Below are 16,002 nucleotides of genomic sequence, written 5' to 3' on the forward strand. Positions count from 1 at the left end.
GCTCAGGCTCCTTCGGAGGTAGAGGACTGCTCGGTCATCATCGCGATGAACCGGTCGAACAAGGGAACCGAATCGTGCGGGCCGGCGGCCGATTCGGGGTGGAACTGGACGGAGAAGGCGGGGCGGTCCAACAGGCGCAGGCCCTCGACCACCTGGTCGTTCAGGGACCAGTGCGAGACCTCGACGCGGCCGTAGGAGGCCTCGGGCGCCATGACGGGCTCGCCCAGCGGGGCGTCCACGGCGAAGCCGTGGTTCTGGGAGGTGATCTCCACGCGCCCGGTGGTCTTGTCCATGACGGGTTGGTTCGGGCCGCGGTGGCCGAAGGGCAGCTTGTAGGTGCCGAAGCCCAGGGCCCGGCCGAAGACCTGGTTGCCGAAGCAGATGCCGAAGAACGGCAGCCCGGCGTCAAGGACCTGCCGGAGCAGTGCCACCTGGTCGTCGGCGGTGGCGGGGTCGCCGGGACCGTTGGAGAGGAACACGCCGTCCGGGTCCAGGGCGGCGATGTCCTCGAAGGTGGAGGTCGCGGGCAGCACGTGGAGCCGGATCCCGCGGGCGGCCAGGTGCCGTGGCGTGGCGGCCTTCAGACCGAGGTCGAGGGCCACCACGGTGTGCAGCGGATCGCCCTCCCAGCCGTGCTCGGCCGGCTCGACGACGTAGGCGGACTCCGTGGTCACCTCATCCGCCAGGCGGGCACCGGCCATGGACGGCTGTGCCACCACCTCGGCGACGAGGTCGGCCAGCGGACGCCGGGCGGCCGCGCCGGAGAAGATCCCGGCCTTCATGGAACCGGCGGAGCGCAGGTGCCGGGTCACCGCACGGGTGTCCACTCCCTGGATCCCGACGACGCCCTGGGCTTCCAGCTCATCGTCCAGGCTTCGCTGGGAGCGCCAGTTCGACGGGACGCGGGCCGCCTCGCGGACCACGTATCCGGCGGCGAAGATGGCCCGGGACTCGGCATCCTCGTTGTTGACGCCGGTGTTGCCGATGTGCGGGAACGTCTGCACGATGATCTGGCGGGCGTAGGACGGATCGGTCAGCGTCTCCTGGTAGCCGGTCATGCCGGTGGTGAAGACGGCTTCGCCCAGGGTGGTTCCGGTCTGGCCATAGGCCTGGCCGTGATGGACGGTTCCATCGGCCAGGACCAGTACGGCCGGCTCGCGGTTCAAGAGGCTCACGAGTTGTTCTCCATCTGCGGGTGTGTCTGCGGGTGTGTGGGGTAGTCGTGCGGTCTGGTGTGCGGCGCGTGCTGCATCGGTCGGCTAGGCGTCCGGCGAGGACGCGGAGGTGGCCTTCGGGGCGGCCGGGGACTCACCGTCCACCAGGGCCTGGACGGCGGTCAACAGCGGATCACGGTCATCGGCGGCGCGGGTCCGGAATCCAGTGGAGACCTCGCGATCGCCCAGGGTCCACGAGACCACCAGCAGGCCGCCCTTCTCCACGAACTTGCCGCTCATGCCGGAATCGAGACGGACCTGGCGGAGGTCGGCCTGCGGGATGAACAGGTTGGTCCCGCCCTCCCGCAGCAGGGCCACGCCGGAGCGGTGCACCTCCAGCCGGGCATTGGTGCGCAAGCCGAGGCCGTGGACGGCGATCCGGTCCAGGTAGTCCTGCCCGCGCACCGTGGCGACGTACATGCCCTCGGCCGCGGCGAGGGGCTCGGACTCCAGAATCCCGGCAGGCACGGGGAGCGGGGCCGCGATGTCCTGCTGTCGTCGCTTGCGGTTACGCCATCCCCACCACATGAGCAGAAGCACCACGGCCAATCCGATGGCGGTGAGGATTCCGATGAGGGTGTACTCGGCGCTGTAATCGTTCACTGCTGGGTGCTTCCTGTCTGCTGCTGGTGGTGGTCCTGCTGGTGCTGCGTCCGCGGCGTGGCCAGGGCGCGGTCCCGGACCACCGGGTGCCCGTGATTGAAGACGTCGGTGACCTGACCCGGCAACTCCATCCCCCGGAAGGGACTGTTGCGGGACTTGGTGGCGTGTGACTCCGGGTCCACGGTCCGGGTGACCGTGGGGTCGTAGACGGTGAGGTTGGCGGGGGCCCCGATCTCGAAGACACCGTCCGGGGAGATCCGGCCCTGGTCCGCCACGCGGGCGATGCGGGCCGGCGTCGAGCTGAGGATCCGGGAGATGCCCGCCCAGTCCATCAGCCCGGTGTCCACGAGCGCCTGCTGGACCACCGGCAGGGCGGTCTCCAGGCCGGTCATGCCCATGGCCGCGACCGTCCACTCGCATTCCTTGGTCTCCGCGGTGTGCGGCGCGTGGTCGGTGCCGATCGTGTCGATCGTGCCGTCCGCCAGGCCCTCGCGCAACGCCATGACGTCCTGCTCCCGGCGCAGCGGCGGGTTGACCTTGTAGACCGGGTTGTAGGTGCGGACGAGTTCCTCGGTCAGCAGCAGGTGGTGCGGGGTCGCCTCGGCGGTGACCTCGATCCCGCGCTCCTTGGCCCAGCGGATGATCTCCACGGAACCGGCGGTGGAGACGTGACAGACGTGCAGTCGGGAGCCCACGTGCTGGGCCAGCAGCACGTCCCGGGCGATGATGGCCTCCTCCGCCACGGCGGGCCAGCCGGCCAGGCCCAGGACCGAGGACAGGGCGCCCTCGTTCATCTGGGCGCCGTCGGTGAGCTTCGGCTCTTGGGCGTGTTGCGCGATCACCCCATCGAAGGCCTTGACGTACTCCAGCGCCCGGCGCATCAGCACCGGGTCCCAGACGCACATGCCGTCATCGGAGAACACCCGGACCTCCGCCCGCGACTGCGCCATGGCACCGAGCTCCGCAAGGCGTTCGCCGCCCAGGCCCACGGTGACGGCACCCACGGGGTGGACGTCGCACCAGCCGGCCTCACGGCCCAGCTGCCAGACCTGCTCGACGACGCCCGCCGAGTCCGCGACCGGCGTGGAGTTCGCCATGGCATGCACCGAGGTGAAGCCGCCGAGGGCCGCGGCACGGGTGCCCGTCTCCACGGTCTCCGAGTCCTCACGGCCGGGCTGGCGCAGATGGGTGTGCAGGTCCACGAGCCCCGGGAGGACGATGCGGCCGGTGGCATCGATCATCTCAGCCGCCTCGGCCGAGGGCGTCGCGCCGCCGCGCATCCGGGCGTCCTGCCCGACGGCGGCCAGCAGGCCCTCCTCGATGAGGACATCCGCGGTGGTGCCGTCCGGCAGGGTGCCGCCGGTGATGAGGTACCGGTTGCGGTGGTCAAACGTGGCGCTCATGCGGTGGCCTTCCGGTCAGACGGTGCGGACGGTGCAGTCGGGGTGGACGGTTCAGGGCTGTCGGAGGCGGAGAGCAGCAGATACAGCACGGCCATCCGGACCGAGACGCCGTTGGCGACCTGTTCCAGGGCCGTGTTGCGCGCGGAGTCCGCGGCCGCCGCGGAGATCTCCAGGCCACGGTTCATGGGGCCCGGGTGCATGATGACCGCGTCATCCACACCGTTGGCCTCCAGCATCCCGAGCCGCTCATCCGTCAGTCCCCAGGACCGGGTGTACTCGGCGGCCGAGGGGAAGAACGCGTCATGCATGCGCTCGGACTGGACGCGCAGCATCATCACGGCATCCGGTGCGCCCGCCAGGGCCTCATCGAGTGAGTACGTCACGGTACAGGGCCAGTCCCCCACGCCCACCGGGACCAGGGTCGGTGGCGCGGCCAGGGTGACCTCGGCGCCGAGCGTGGTCAGCAGCCACAGATTGGAGCGGGCCACCCGGGAGTGCAGGATGTCCCCGACGATGACGACCTTCATCCCGGCCAGGTCCGTGCCGTGCGGCGCGGTGCCGTGGCGCAGCGCCAGGCGGCGGCGCAACGTGAAGGCGTCCAGCAACGCCTGCGTGGGGTGCTCGTGCGTGCCGTCCCCGGCGTTGACCACGGAGGACCGGATCCAGCCGGAGTCCGCGAGCTGGGCTGCCGCCCCGGAGCCCCAGTGGCGCATCACGATCGCGTCGGCCCCGATCGCCTCGAGGGTCTGGACGGTGTCCTTCAGGGACTCGCCCTTGGAGACGGAGGTGCCCTTGCCGGAGAAGTTGATGACGTCCGCGCTCAGGCGCTTGGCCGCGGCCTCGAAGGAGATCCGGGTCCGGGTGGAGTCCTCCAGGAAGAGGTTGACGACGGTGCGGCCGCGCAGGGCGGGAAGCTTCTTGACCTCGCGGCCGGAGACCGCGGCCATCTCCTCGGCGGTGTCGAGGATGCGCAGGGCATCGGCGTGGGAGAGGTCCTGGGTGGACAGCAGGTGCTTCACCGGGCCTCGCCCCGCCCGCTGGCCTCCGCGTGGTCGGTGATCGAGACGGCGTCCTCGGTGACCTCGGCGGTGGCATCCGGCCCGTCGATCTCCACGAGGCGGACCTGGACGCGCTCGGCGGTGGAGGTGGGCAGGTTCTTGCCCACGAAGTCGGCCCGGATCGGCAGTTCGCGGTGGCCACGGTCCACGAGGACGGCGAGGCGTACGGCGGCAGGGCGGCCGAAGTCGTTGAGGGCGTCCAGGGCGGCACGGATGGTCCGCCCGGAATAGAGCACATCGTCCACGAGCACCACGGTGGCGCCGTCGATTCCGGCGTCCGGCAGGCGGGTCGGCGCGGGGGTGCGGGAGGTGGAGCGGCGCAGGTCGTCCCGGTAGAGGGTGACGTCCAGTTCACCGGTCGAGGTGCCGGCGTCGAAGCCCGGTTCGATCCGGGCGAGCTTGCGGGCCAGTCGCTCGGCGAGGGGGACACCGCGGCGGGGGATGCCCAGGATGACCAGGCCGGCCGGGCCACGGTTCGATTCGAGGATCTCGTGGGCGATCCGGGTCAGCGCCCGGTCGATATCCGCCGCGGAAAGGACATTCCGGACGGTGCGCACAGCGCGGCTCTCAGCCTGCACACATGCCTCCTTCCCCGCCTCACAGGACGGAACTTAAAGGAAACGCAACCCTGGGTGGGGTGTGTTTGGTCCGGCGTCAACACTATCACCGCGGCGGGCTGACCCAGTGTCAGGATGGTTCCATGACGCAGCCGGTGAACTTCCCCGCACCACACCCATCGTCCGGGTCGCACGGACCCGGACCGGTGCCCCCTGCGAGCCATCCTGGGCCCACCGTCCCGTCGCCGGTGGCCTATCCTCCGGCGCAGCTGATCGCGCGGCGCAATCGCCGCTCGAACGCCTGGGGCATGGCCTTGCTCGTGACAGCCGCGCTCGTCGGCGCCCTGGTGGTCCTGTTCCTGGTCGGTGTGTTGGGCACCGAGACGCTCTTCGTGGTCGGGCTGCTCGCGCTGGTCCCCCTCGGCATCGTGGTGACCGCCCTCCTGTGGGTCGACCGGTGGGATCCCGAGCCCCGCGGCTGGCTGGTCTTCGCCTTCCTGTGGGGAGCGGGGGTTTCCGTGTTCGGCACCCTGTCGCTGGGCGAGGTGTTCATGGAGACCTTCAGCGGGCTGTCCTCGCTGGATTCGGCCACCTTCGGGGCGGTGGTGCAGGCCCCGGTGATCGAGGAGACCATGAAGGGTGCCGGCCTCGTGGTGATCTTCCTGGCGGCCAGCCGGCACTTCGACGGTCCCGTGGACGGGGTGGTCTACGCCGGCATGGTGGCGGCCGGTTTCGCATTCACGGAGAACATCCTGTATTTCGGCACGGCCTACACCGAGGCCGGGTGGGGCACCGAACTGGCGTTCACCTTCGTGCTGCGAGGACTGTTCTCGCCCTTCGCCCACGTGCTGTTCACCGTGTGGATCGGGTTCTTCCTGGGAGTGGCCGCGCATCGGCGGATCACCAGGGGCCGGCTCGGCCGGGTCGGCTGGGTCGGTTGGTTCCTGCTGGGGCTGGTCCCGGCCATGCTCGGGCACTTCCTGTGGAACGGCGGACTCGCCTTGATCTTCGATGACTTCTTCACGTTCTACCTGCTGCTGCAGGTCCCGCTGTTCATCGCGGCGGTCGCCGCCGTCGTGCTGCTGTTGCGGGCCGAGCGGCGGCTGACCCAACGCATGCTGGGCCGCTACGGAGTGGCGGGGTGGCTGTGGCCGGAGGAGATCGCCCTCTTCGGCACGGCTCCGGGACGGCGGCAGGGCCGCCGGTGGGCCGGCGGGCACGGGGCCCGGAGCCAGCACCGCGCCTTCGAGCGGACTGCCTTGCGCCTGGCCGCCCTGCGGCACCGGATCGAACGGGGCCACGATGTCCAAGCCAACAGCGCAGAAGAGCTCCGGCTGCTCCAGGACACGGTCCGGCAGCGGCAGGAGCTCTTCGGCGCGATCAGGCCCAGCGGCCCGGTCAGTCCAGCAGCGTCGGCTTGAGTTGCTGGATCCGGCCGAGCAGGCCGTTGACGTAGTCCGGGGAATCGTCCGTGGACAGTTCCTTGGCGATCGTCACCGCCTCGGCCACCGCCACGCGGTCCGGCACCTCGTCGTTGAACAGCAGTTCCCAGGCACCGATCCGCAGGATGGCGCGGTCCACTGCCGGCATGCGGTCCAGGGTCCAGCCCTGGGCGTAGGAGGACAGGATCTCGTCGATCCGCTCCTGTTCGGCCACCACGCCCTGGACGATCTCCACGGTGTACGGGTTGATCACCTGTGCCGTGGACGTCCTGCGGGAGGTGATGCCCTCATCCGGAGTGGTCCCGCGCTGTTCGGCCTCGAAGAGGACCTCCAGCGCGCGCCTCCGGGCTTTGCCTCGTGCGCTCACAGTGGGTCAGTCGTCCCGTCAGTCGTTCACGCGGCCGAGGTAGTCACCCGTGCGGGTGTCCACCTTGACCTTGGTGCCCTGGTCCACGAACAGCGGGACCTGGATCTCGTAGCCGGTCTCGAGGGTCGCAGGCTTGGTGCCGGCGGAGGACCGGTCGCCCTGCAGGCCCGGCTCGGTGTAGGTGATCTCCAGGACCACCGACGGCGGCATGTCCAGGTACAGCGGGGTGCCCTCGTTCATGGCGATGGTGACCTTCTGGTTCTCCAGCATGAAGTTGGCGGCGGTGCCCACGACAGCCGGGTTCACCGGGATCTGGTCGTAGGTGTCCGTGTCCATGAAGATGTAGTCCTCGCCGTCCTGGTACAGGTACTCGTAGTCCGAGCGGTCCACGGTGGCGGTCTCGATCTTGGCGCCGGCGTTGAAGGTCTTGTCCACCAGCTTGCCGGTGGTGATGTTCCGGATCTTGGTGCGGACGAACGCCCCGCCCTTGCCCGGCTTCACGTGCTGGAATTCGATGACGTTCCACAGGTGGCCGTCCATTTTCAGCACGGTGCCGTTCTTGATGTCGTTGCTGGTTGCCACTGTCAATCTCCGTCTGTCGGTATGGGGCCAGTCGATGGCGTCGGCGGGTCTCGCTGGAAGTCCAGTCGACCATTCTAGGTGATGGGGCCGGTACCCCGGATCACTGCCGGGTTCGCCCGGCGATCACTCGGCGGTCACTCCGCTATCTCCTGGTAGGTCGCGAACAGCAGCGAGGCGTCCGGGACGTCATAGGTGGTCGGCTTGCCCAGGCCGTCCAGGAGCACGAACCGCAGCTGGTCGCCGCGGTTCTTCTTGTCCCGGCGGATGCCGTCCAGCAGCGTCTCCCAGCGGCCGGAGGAGTACGACGTCGGCAGGCCGAGCGACTCGAGGATCGTGCGGTGACGATCGGCGGTGGCATCGTCGAGGCGTCCGACGGAACGCGCCAGTTCGGCCGCGAACACCAGGCCGACGGACACGGCGGCGCCGTGGCGCCACTGGTAACGCTCGACCAGTTCGATGGCGTGGGCCAGGGTGTGGCCGTAGTTCAGCATCTCGCGTGCGCCGGCCTCCCGCAGGTCACTGGACACCACCTGCGCCTTGACGGCGATCGAGCGCTCGATGAGTTCGCGCAGCTGGGCCGAATGCGGGTTCTGGGCCTGTTCCGGGGAGGACTCGATGATCGTGAGGATCTCGGGGTCCGCGATGAAGCCGCACTTGACGACCTCTGCGAGTCCGGACACCAGCTCGTTCGGCGGCAGGGTCAGCAGCGTGTCCAGGTCCGCGAGCACGCCGGCGGGCGGGTGGAACGCTCCCACCAGATTCTTGCCCTCGGCGGTGTTGATGCCGGTCTTGCCACCCACGGCGGCGTCCACCATGCCCAGGAGGGTGGTGGGGAAGTGCACGACGCGGACCCCGCGGAGCCAGGTGGCCGCCACGAAGCCGGCGACGTCGGAGACGGAACCGCCGCCCACGGACACCACGGCGTCCGAGCGGGTGAAGTCGTTCTGGCCCAGGACCTGCCAGCAGAACGCGGCCACCTGGACGTGTTTTCCCTCCTCGGCATCCGGGATCTCCGCGGTGAGGGCCTGGAAGCCGGCTGTCTCCAGATCGGCCTTGACCACGTCACCGGTGGCACGCAACGCCCGGGGGTGGATGACCAGGACGCGGCGGACCGAGGGCCCGAGCATGTCCGGCAGACGTCCCAGCAGGCCTTTGCCCACCACGACGTCGTAGCCACCGGTGCCCGCTGACCCCGATCCGCCGGCCACGGGGATGACGGTGGCATCGTCCGGGACGGGTTCGGTGGACGGGGTGTTCGGCTCAGTCATGGATGGACAGCTCCTGTGGTCGGGGTGGTGGACTCGGCCTGACGGACGAGGCGGATGATGTGGGTGGCCAGGTCTTCGGTGGAGCGGCCGGTGGTGTCCACCGTCCACTGCGATACCTCACGGTACAAGGCGTGACGTTCGGCGAGGATGCGGCGCCAGGTGCGTCCCGGGTCCCCCGCGAGGACTGGCCGGCCGAGGCCGCCGTTGAGCCGGGCCAGGGCCGCGTCCTCCGCCACCGTGAGGTAGACCACATGGGAGCCGTGGCGCAGCCGGTCGCGGGTCTGGGCGCTGAGCACCGCTCCCCCGCCCAGGGACAGCACGCAGGGTTCGGCCCGGGAGAGGACCTCGCCGATGACCTCCTCCTCCGCCTGGCGGAAGGCCGGTTCACCGTTGCGGGAGAAGTAATCGGAGATGACGCCGTGCTGGGCCACGAAGAGGTCATCGGCGTCCAGGCGCTGCAGGCCGAGCCTGCGGCCCAGGACGAGTCCGACGGTCGACTTGCCGGACCCCATGGGCCCCACGAGCACAATCCGCCGGCCAGGTGACCAACCAGGGCCGCCGCCGGTTGCAGAACTCACTGCAGCGGGTCACCCATGGGCGCCGCGGCCAGCTCGGCCGCCGCATCCACGTCCGAGACCGGCAGGGGTTCGAGCGAGGCCACGAAGGAGTCCAGGTTCCGCTTCGTCTCCGCCACGGAGTCTCCCCCGAACTTCTGCAGGACGGCTTGGGCGAGGACGAGGCAGACCATGGCCTCGGCCACGACTCCGGCCGCCGGCACGGCGCACACGTCCGAGCGCTGGTGGTGTGCCTTCGTGTCCTGGCCGGTGGCCGTGTCCACGGTGCGCAGGGCCTTGGGGACGGTGGCGATCGGCTTCATGCCTGCGCGCACGCGGACCACTCCCCCGGTGCTCATGCCGCCCTCGATGCCGCCGGCCCGGTTGGAGGTGCGGATCGGATACCCGTCGGGGCCGCGGACGATCTCGTCGTGGGCGGCGGTGCCGCGGCGGGCGGCCGTGGTGAAGCCGTCGCCGACCTCGACGCCCTTGATGGCCTGGATGCCCATGAGCGCGCCGGAGAGCAGCGAGTCCAGACGGCGGTCCCAGTGGACATGGCTGCCCAGTCCCACGGGCACGCCATAGGCCAGGACCTCGACGACACCGCCGAGGGTCTCGCCCTCCTTGTGGGCGGCATCGACCTCGGCGACCATGGCGTCCGAGGTGGACTTCTCGAAGCACCGCAGCGGATCGGCGTCCAGTGCGGTCGCGTCGTCCGGAGCGGGCAGCTCGGCGCCCTCCGGCACGGACACCGTGCCGACAGCCGTGGTGTGGGAGACGGTGCGGATGCCCAGTTCTGCCAGGAAGGAGGAGGCCACGGTGCCCAGGGCCACGCGCGCCGCGGTCTCTCGGGCGGAGGCGCGTTCCAGCAGGGGGCGGGCCTCATCGAAGCCGTACTTCTGCATGCCGGCCAGGTCGGCGTGACCGGGACGGGGACGGGTGAGGGCGGCGTTGCGGGCCAGGCCGTCGAGTTCGTCCGCGTCCACGGGATCGGCCGACATGACCTTCTCCCACTTCGGCCATTCGGTGTTGGCGATCTCGATGGCGACCGGGGAGCCCAGGGTGGAACCGTGGCGGACCCCGCCGACGAGGGTGACCTGGTCCTGCTCGAACTTCATGCGGGCACCACGGCCGTAGCCCAGGCGCCGGCGCGCCAGGGCATCCTGCACCATAGAGGTGGTCAGGGGGATGCCCGCGGGCATCCCTTCAATGATTCCAACGAGTGCGGGCCCATGTGATTCGCCCGCTGTCAACCAGCGCACCATGGATTCGATTCTCTCATGGTCCGCACGCGGTTCCGGACCGTGTGACCGGGTTCAGCGCTCCGGAAGGTCGATGGCGGCGGCCATCGCGGCGACGACGGCCGGCCAGTCGGGTTCCGTCCCGGCCGGGCGGAGGCGTTCCGTGCACAGGCGGACCTGCTCGACGGCCTGGTACAGCAGCATCTCCAGGCCGCTGACCACCTGGCCGCCCTGGTCTTGCCAGGACCGTGCCAGCGCTGACGGCCACGGGTCGTAGGCGGCGTCCAGCAAGGGAGGCAACGGTGAGGCTTCCGCATTCCCCGCGGTGTCCCCCTTCTGCGCCTCGGACAAAGCGCCGGCCAGGGCCTCGGCGGTGGGGTCCGCGGCGCGCGGGGGCAGCGTGGCGACGACCGCGCGGAAGCCGCGGGCCGCCGTCGGGAAATCCTCCAGCAGGCGGACGCGGGGGGTCAGGCCGAAGCCGCGTGCGAGTTCGGCGTGTTCGGCGGCCTTGGCCGGGGTTCGGACGAACAGGTCGACGCCGGCCAGCCCCAGCTTCTCCGCGGCGGCGATGGCCGCCGCGGCGGTCCCGCCACCGCCGAGGATGCCCATCCGGCCCCCGGTCACCTCGCGGCTGTAGCCGGCGAACACGAGCGACTCGACGATGCCCTCCACGTCCGTGTTGTAGGCCGTGGAGATCCCGTTCCCGTCCCAGACGACGGTGTTGAGGAACCCGAGCCGCTCGGCCCGCGGCGAGTAGCGGTCCACGAGCGGCATCATCGCGGACTTCAGCGGCATGGTGACGGAGAACCCGAGCCAGTCGTAGCCCGTCTCCGGACTCCGGTCCAGGCCGGCCATGAAGGCCGGCAGCGCCTCCGGTGTCACGTCATGGGCGTCATAGGCGACATGCAGGCCCAGGGCGCGGTACGCGGCCCGGTGCAGGGCCGGTGACTTCGAGTGCGAGATGGGGTGGCCGAGGACACCGGCGGACGGCCTAACCACAGATTTCCGCATGGTCGGCGCAGTAGTCGCGGTATTCCTGCTGGTAGATGCGGTGCTGGGCATAGTCCTCTGCGAACTTCGTCTCGCCGGTCTCGATGTTGGTGGTCACCCAGTAGTAGTAGTCGTTGTCCTCCGGGTGGGCCGCCGCATCGATGGCCTGGGTGGATGGGGCACCGATGGGTCCGGGTGGCAGTCCACGGTGGGCATAGGTGTTGTACTCATTGGAGGCGTCCTGCTTGTCCTCCTCCGAGAACTGCAGCTGGCGCTGTCCGAGCCCGTAGATCACCGTGGCGTCGATCTGCAGGTAACCACCGGTCTCCTCGTTGGCCGGATCGAGGCGATTCTCGATGATGCCGGCGACGATCGGGTAGTCGTCCGTCAGCGCCTCGGCCTCGAGGATGGAGGCGATCGTGATGACGCGGAACTGCTCGGCCTCGTCCGTGATCCCCTGTTCTTCGAGCTCGGCCATGGTCGGCTCGATCATCATGGCGAAGATCTCAGCGGGTTCGGCGTCCACCGGGAAGCGATACTCCCCCGGAGCCAGGTAGCCCTCCAGGCTGGGGGCCTCGGCGGGAAGCCCGAAGTCAGTGGGGTCCGCCGCGGCCGCCTCCAGGTCCTGGACGGAGATGCCCGTGGACTCGCTGACGGCGCTCAAGGCCTCATTCAGGCGCATGCCGCGGTTCACGGCGACGTAGTGGACCTGACCCTGACCGTCGCGCTGGAGGATGGCGGCAGCATCCGCGGCCGCCATCTTCTTCTTCAGTGGATAGTCCCCCGGCTGGATGGAGTTCTCCGACCGCGACTGGTTGACGGCCTCGATGAAGGCGGCGCTGCTGGCCACGATGTCCTCTTCCACGAGCCGATTCCCGATGGCGATGGCACCCTCACCCTCATGGACGGAGAACACCACCTCCGCACCGCCGGGGCCCGGATAGTCCTCGGCCACGGGATCCGGCAGGATGGCCTTCAGCGCGAAGGACAGCCCCGCCACCAGCAGCACGAACACGGCGAAGGCCGAGGTCAAAGCGATGTTGCGGCGGCGGCGCCGTTTCCGGCGCGCCTCCTTCTTCGCCTGCTTCTCGGCGTCCAGGGAACGGTCCCGATTGACGGTGACGGTCTGGTATCCCTTGCGGCCGGCCGGGCGGACGATGACGGGGGTCCCTGAACTGTCGGTACCCACGACGACGGCGTCGTCACCCGACGCGCCATGGTTCTGCCCGTGACCGCCTCCGCCGTCTCCGTCTTCGTTGACCTCGTTGAGTTCGCTGTCTTCATCCTGCTGACCGGGGTATTCGCGGCGGTCTTCCTCCAGGGGCGACTCTGGAGCGGCCCGGCGCGCCTCCTCGCGGCGGCGCTGTTCGCGCCGGGTCAGCGGGGACTGCGGGTCCGAGGGATGGTCAGGAGTCGGATCGTCAGGAGTCAGGTCAGCCACGTGTCCCGTCCTCTCCCTCTGGTCCTTCTGGCGCAGGAACTAGCACGGGGCGCCCGGCGTCCCGCTGGAGTGATTGTTGCATATTCAAGGCCTGCTCGAGTATCTGCACGGCCGCCACCTGGTCCACGACCTCACGGTGGGTCCGGCTCCCCCGGCCGGCCTCATGCAGTTGGCGGTGGGCCGTGACGGTGCTGAGGCGTTCGTCCACCAGGTGCACCCGTGCCGGGCTTCCGGCCGCGAGCAGCTCCGCCGCCAGGTGCTGGGCATAGCGGTGGGCGTCCTCGGTGGATTCCGTGGCGCGGCCCTGCATGTTGACCGGATAACCGACGTAGACGACCACGGCCGCCCGTTCCAGGGCCTCCCGGACGATCAGCCGCCGGTCGAACCCCTTCTTGAGGTCCCGCCGGAGCGTCTTCACCGGGGTGGCCAGGATGCCGTCGGGGTCCGAGGCGGCGAGGCCGACGCGGGCCTGGCCGACGTCGACCCCGAGCCGGACCCCACGCTGCAGTGCACCGCTCACGCGCCCGCGGCCCCGACCGTCGACTCGATCGCCGTCCGAACGGCCACCAGGGCGTCATCGATGCGAGTGGCATCCTGGCCGCCGCCCTGGGCCACGTCATCCTTGCCACCGCCGCCTCCGCCGAGCACTCCGCAGGCGGTCTTGACGAGGGCGCCGGCCTTCAGGCCGGACTCGCGGGCGGCCTGGTTGGTGCCGACCACCACGAGCGGACGTCCCTTGGCGGTGCCTGCCATGGCCACCACCACGGGGGTGCCCGCGGCGTTCCCGGACTGGTTCTCCAACCGGGAGCGCAGGTCCAGCACGAGGGTCCGCAGCTCGTCGCCCGAGCCGACCGGGCCGGCGTCGTGCGCCAGGACCGTGACGGTGGCGCCGGTGCCGGACACCGCCACGGCGTTCTCGACGAGGCGGCCGGCCTCGGCCTGCAGCTGGGCCGAGCGCAGGACGGCGAGTTCCTTCTCGACCTCCTTGAGCCGGGCCAGGGTGCCGGCCACCCGGTCCTTGACCTGGTCCGCCGGTACCTTGAGCAGGCCGGTGAGCTCGTTGACGAGCGTGCGCTCGGTGGCCAGGTGGCGGAAGGCATCCAGCCCGACGAGGGCCTCGACGCGGCGGTTGCCCGACCCCACGGACTGCTCTCCGAGCAGGGCCAGGGAACCGATCTCCGCCGTGGCGCCCACATGGGTGCCACCGCACAGCTCGCGGGACCAGGCACCGTTGACCTCGACCACACGCACGCGGTCTCCGTACTTCTCGCCGAACAGGCTCATCGCCCCGAGTTCGCGCGCCTCGTCCAGGCCCATCTCCCGCGTGAGCACGGGGTGGTTGTCCCGGATGGCCAGGTTGGAGACCTCCTCGACCTCGGACCGGGCCATCTCACTCATGGCCTCGCCCCAGCGGAAGTCGAACCGCAGGTAGCCCTCCTTGTTGAAGGAGCCGGACTGTGTGGCCTCCGGGCCGAGGATCTGGTGGAGGGCGGCATGCACGAGGTGCGTGCCCGTGTGGGCCTTCTGGGCGTCCAGGCGCCGCTGCAGGTCGATGGCGCCGACGGCGGTGGCCCCGGCGGGCACCTCACCCTCGACGACCTTGACCTGGTGCACGCTCAGGCCGCGGACCGGGGACTGGACGTCGAGGACCTCGAGCACGAAGCCGTCGCCGGTGATGAGACCGGTGTCAGCGGCCTGGCCTCCGGACTCGGCGTAGAAGGGCGTGGCGTCCAGCACCAATTCGAGTTCCTGCCCGGCAGAGGCCGAGCTGACCTGCTGGCCGCCGCTCAGCAGGCCGCGGATGCGGGCCTCGGTGGTGTGCTCGGTGTAGCCGGTGAAGACGGTGTCCCCCTCGGCCTGCAGCTGACGGTACGCCGAGGAGTCCACGTGACCGGCCTTCTTGGACTTGGCGTCCTGGCGGGCACGGTTGCGCTGCTCGGTCATGAGCTCGCGGAAACCGGCCTCGTCCACGGCCACCCCGGCCTCCTCGGCCATCTCGAGGGTGAGGTCGATCGGGAACCCGTAGGTGTCATGCAGTTCGAACGCGTCCGCCCCGGAGATTCCGGCCGTCGTGGCGCCTCCCTCTCCGGCGGCGCGCGCAGCGGACTTCGCGGCCGTGACGGCCGAGTCCATCCGGGCGGTGCCGGCGGCGATGGTCCGCAGGAAGGCCTTCTCCTCGTTGTAGGCGATCCGGGCGATGCGGTCGAAGTCCCGCTCGACCTCCGGGTAGGTGCCCTTCATGGCGTCGCGGGAGACCGGCAGCAGCTCGGGCAGCACCGGATCGGTCACGCCCATCAGGCGCATGGCCCGCACGGCGCGGCGGATCAGGCGGCGCAGCACGTACCCGCCGGCCTCGTTGCCGGGCACCACGCCGTCGGTGATGAGCATCAACGCAGAGCGGATGTGGTCGGCGATCATCCGCAGGCGCACGTCGTCCGTGTAGCGCGGATCCGTGGCGTCCTCGGTGGAGGAGTACTCCTTGCCGGCCAGTGCGGCGGCGCGGTCCAGGACGGGGCGGACCTGGTCCGTCTCATACATGTTCTCCACGCCCTGCAGGATCATGGCGAGGCGTTCGAGTCCCAGTCCGGTGTCGATGTTCTTGTGGTCCAGCTCGCCGGCCACGGTGAAGTCGGTCTGCGAGTTGACCTCGGAGAGCTGGTACTGCATGAAGACCAGGTTCCAAATCTCCATGTAGCGGTTCTCGTCCGCGGACGGGCCGCCCTCGCGGCCGTACTCCGGTCCCCGGTCATAGAAGATCTCCGAGTCCGGGCCACCGGGGCCCGGCTGGCCGGTGTGCCAGTAGTTGTCCTCCTTGCCCAGGCGCTGGATGCGTTCGGCCGGGAAGCCGACCTCCTCGCGCCAGATGCGCTCGGCCTCGTCATCCTCCTCATACACCGTGACCCACAGCCGCTCGGGCTCCAGGCCGAAGCCGCCCTGGTCCTGGGGTGTCGTCAGCAGCTCCCAGGCGTAGGGGATGGCCTTCTCCTTGAAGTAGTCGCCGAAGGAGAAATTGCCGCACATCTGGAAGAAGGTGCCGTGGCGGACCGTCTTGCCGACCTCTTCGATGTCCGCGGTGCGGATGCACTTCTGCACGGTGGTGGCCCGCTGGTAGGGCGGGGTCTCCTGGCCCAGGAAGTACGGGATGAAGGGGACCATGCCGGCGATCGTGAACAGCAACGACGGGTCCGGGGAGACCAGCGATGCCGAGGGAACGACGGAGTGGTCCTTCTTGGCGAAGAAATCCAGCCAGCGGCTGGCGATGTCCTGGGACTTCATGACTGC

At 70.0% G+C, this 16,002-nt stretch carries 15 protein-coding genes; 1 reads left to right on the top strand and 14 read right to left on the bottom strand.

What is annotated here, in order from left to right:
- Nucleotides 1-2 precede the first annotated feature (2 nt).
- The 5 genes from carA to pyrR form a co-directional block, all read right to left on the bottom strand.
- Complete coding sequence (gene carA, locus IEX49_RS10875; protein ID WP_188806189.1) at nt 3-1,175, bottom strand: glutamine-hydrolyzing carbamoyl-phosphate synthase small subunit; 1,173 nt, start codon at nt 1,173-1,175, stop codon at nt 3-5.
- Nucleotides 1,176-1,259: 84 nt separating this feature from the next.
- Nucleotides 1,260-1,817 (bottom strand): PH-like domain-containing protein, encoded by a 558-nt coding sequence (locus IEX49_RS10880; RefSeq protein WP_308421934.1) that lies wholly within the window; start codon nt 1,815-1,817, stop codon nt 1,260-1,262.
- Nucleotides 1,814-3,220, bottom strand: coding sequence for a dihydroorotase (locus IEX49_RS10885; RefSeq protein ID WP_188806190.1), 1,407 nt, complete (start codon nt 3,218-3,220; stop codon nt 1,814-1,816). The genes IEX49_RS10880 and IEX49_RS10885 overlap by 4 nt, the downstream gene beginning before the upstream one ends.
- Nucleotides 3,217-4,239: an aspartate carbamoyltransferase catalytic subunit gene (locus IEX49_RS10890; RefSeq protein ID WP_188806191.1), complete on the bottom strand. Its 1,023-nt coding sequence runs from the start codon at nt 4,237-4,239 to the stop codon at nt 3,217-3,219. Before IEX49_RS10890 ends, IEX49_RS10885 begins: the two co-directional genes overlap by 4 nt.
- Nucleotides 4,236-4,856, bottom strand: coding sequence for a bifunctional pyr operon transcriptional regulator/uracil phosphoribosyltransferase PyrR (gene pyrR, locus IEX49_RS10895; protein WP_308421935.1), 621 nt, complete (start codon nt 4,854-4,856; stop codon nt 4,236-4,238). The genes IEX49_RS10890 and pyrR overlap by 4 nt, the downstream gene beginning before the upstream one ends.
- 227 nt (nt 4,857-5,083) lie before the next feature.
- Here pyrR and IEX49_RS10900 point away from each other — a divergent pair, with 227 nt between their 5' ends.
- Nucleotides 5,084-6,256, top strand: a complete 1,173-nt coding sequence (locus tag IEX49_RS10900; protein ID WP_188806192.1) for a PrsW family intramembrane metalloprotease — start codon at nt 5,084-5,086, stop codon at nt 6,254-6,256.
- On the opposite strand, the gene nusB is transcribed toward IEX49_RS10900, so the two are convergent.
- The 9 genes from nusB to alaS form a co-directional block, all read right to left on the bottom strand.
- Nucleotides 6,234-6,644, bottom strand: coding sequence for a transcription antitermination factor NusB (gene nusB, locus IEX49_RS10905; protein ID WP_188806193.1), 411 nt, complete (start codon nt 6,642-6,644; stop codon nt 6,234-6,236). The two genes, IEX49_RS10900 and nusB, sit on opposite strands and share 23 nt — an antisense overlap.
- A gap of 18 nt (nt 6,645-6,662) precedes the next feature.
- Entirely contained in the window at nt 6,663-7,226 is a 564-nt protein-coding gene (efp, locus tag IEX49_RS10910) for an elongation factor P (protein ID WP_188806194.1), read from the bottom strand.
- A gap of 134 nt (nt 7,227-7,360) precedes the next feature.
- On the bottom strand, nt 7,361-8,494 hold the full coding sequence (gene aroB, locus IEX49_RS10915) for a 3-dehydroquinate synthase (RefSeq protein WP_188806195.1): 1,134 nt from the start codon (nt 8,492-8,494) through the stop codon (nt 7,361-7,363).
- Entirely contained in the window at nt 8,491-9,072 is a 582-nt protein-coding gene (locus tag IEX49_RS10920) for a shikimate kinase (protein ID WP_344321628.1), read from the bottom strand. Before IEX49_RS10920 ends, aroB begins: the two co-directional genes overlap by 4 nt.
- Nucleotides 9,069-10,313 (bottom strand): chorismate synthase, encoded by a 1,245-nt coding sequence (gene aroC / locus IEX49_RS10925; protein ID WP_188806197.1) that lies wholly within the window; start codon nt 10,311-10,313, stop codon nt 9,069-9,071. The genes IEX49_RS10920 and aroC overlap by 4 nt, the downstream gene beginning before the upstream one ends.
- A 51-nt stretch (nt 10,314-10,364) precedes the next feature.
- Complete coding sequence (locus IEX49_RS10930) at nt 10,365-11,300, bottom strand: shikimate dehydrogenase family protein (protein WP_188806198.1); 936 nt, start codon at nt 11,298-11,300, stop codon at nt 10,365-10,367.
- Nucleotides 11,281-12,720 carry an endolytic transglycosylase MltG gene (gene mltG / locus IEX49_RS10935; RefSeq protein ID WP_188806199.1) on the bottom strand — a complete coding sequence of 480 codons (1,440 nt, stop codon included), beginning with the start codon at nt 12,718-12,720 and terminating at the stop codon, nt 11,281-11,283. Before mltG ends, IEX49_RS10930 begins: the two co-directional genes overlap by 20 nt.
- Nucleotides 12,713-13,240 carry a Holliday junction resolvase RuvX gene (gene ruvX / locus IEX49_RS10940; protein ID WP_188806200.1) on the bottom strand — a complete coding sequence of 176 codons (528 nt, stop codon included), beginning with the start codon at nt 13,238-13,240 and terminating at the stop codon, nt 12,713-12,715. The genes mltG and ruvX overlap by 8 nt, the downstream gene beginning before the upstream one ends.
- Entirely contained in the window at nt 13,237-15,996 is a 2,760-nt protein-coding gene (gene alaS / locus IEX49_RS10945; protein ID WP_188806201.1) for an alanine--tRNA ligase, read from the bottom strand. The genes ruvX and alaS overlap by 4 nt, the downstream gene beginning before the upstream one ends.
- Between the last annotated feature and the right edge of the window lie 6 nt (nt 15,997-16,002).

Origin of the sequence: Citricoccus zhacaiensis, assembly GCF_014645315.1 — a bacterium.
Classification (GTDB): Bacteria; Actinomycetota; Actinomycetes; order Actinomycetales; family Micrococcaceae; genus Citricoccus; species Citricoccus zhacaiensis.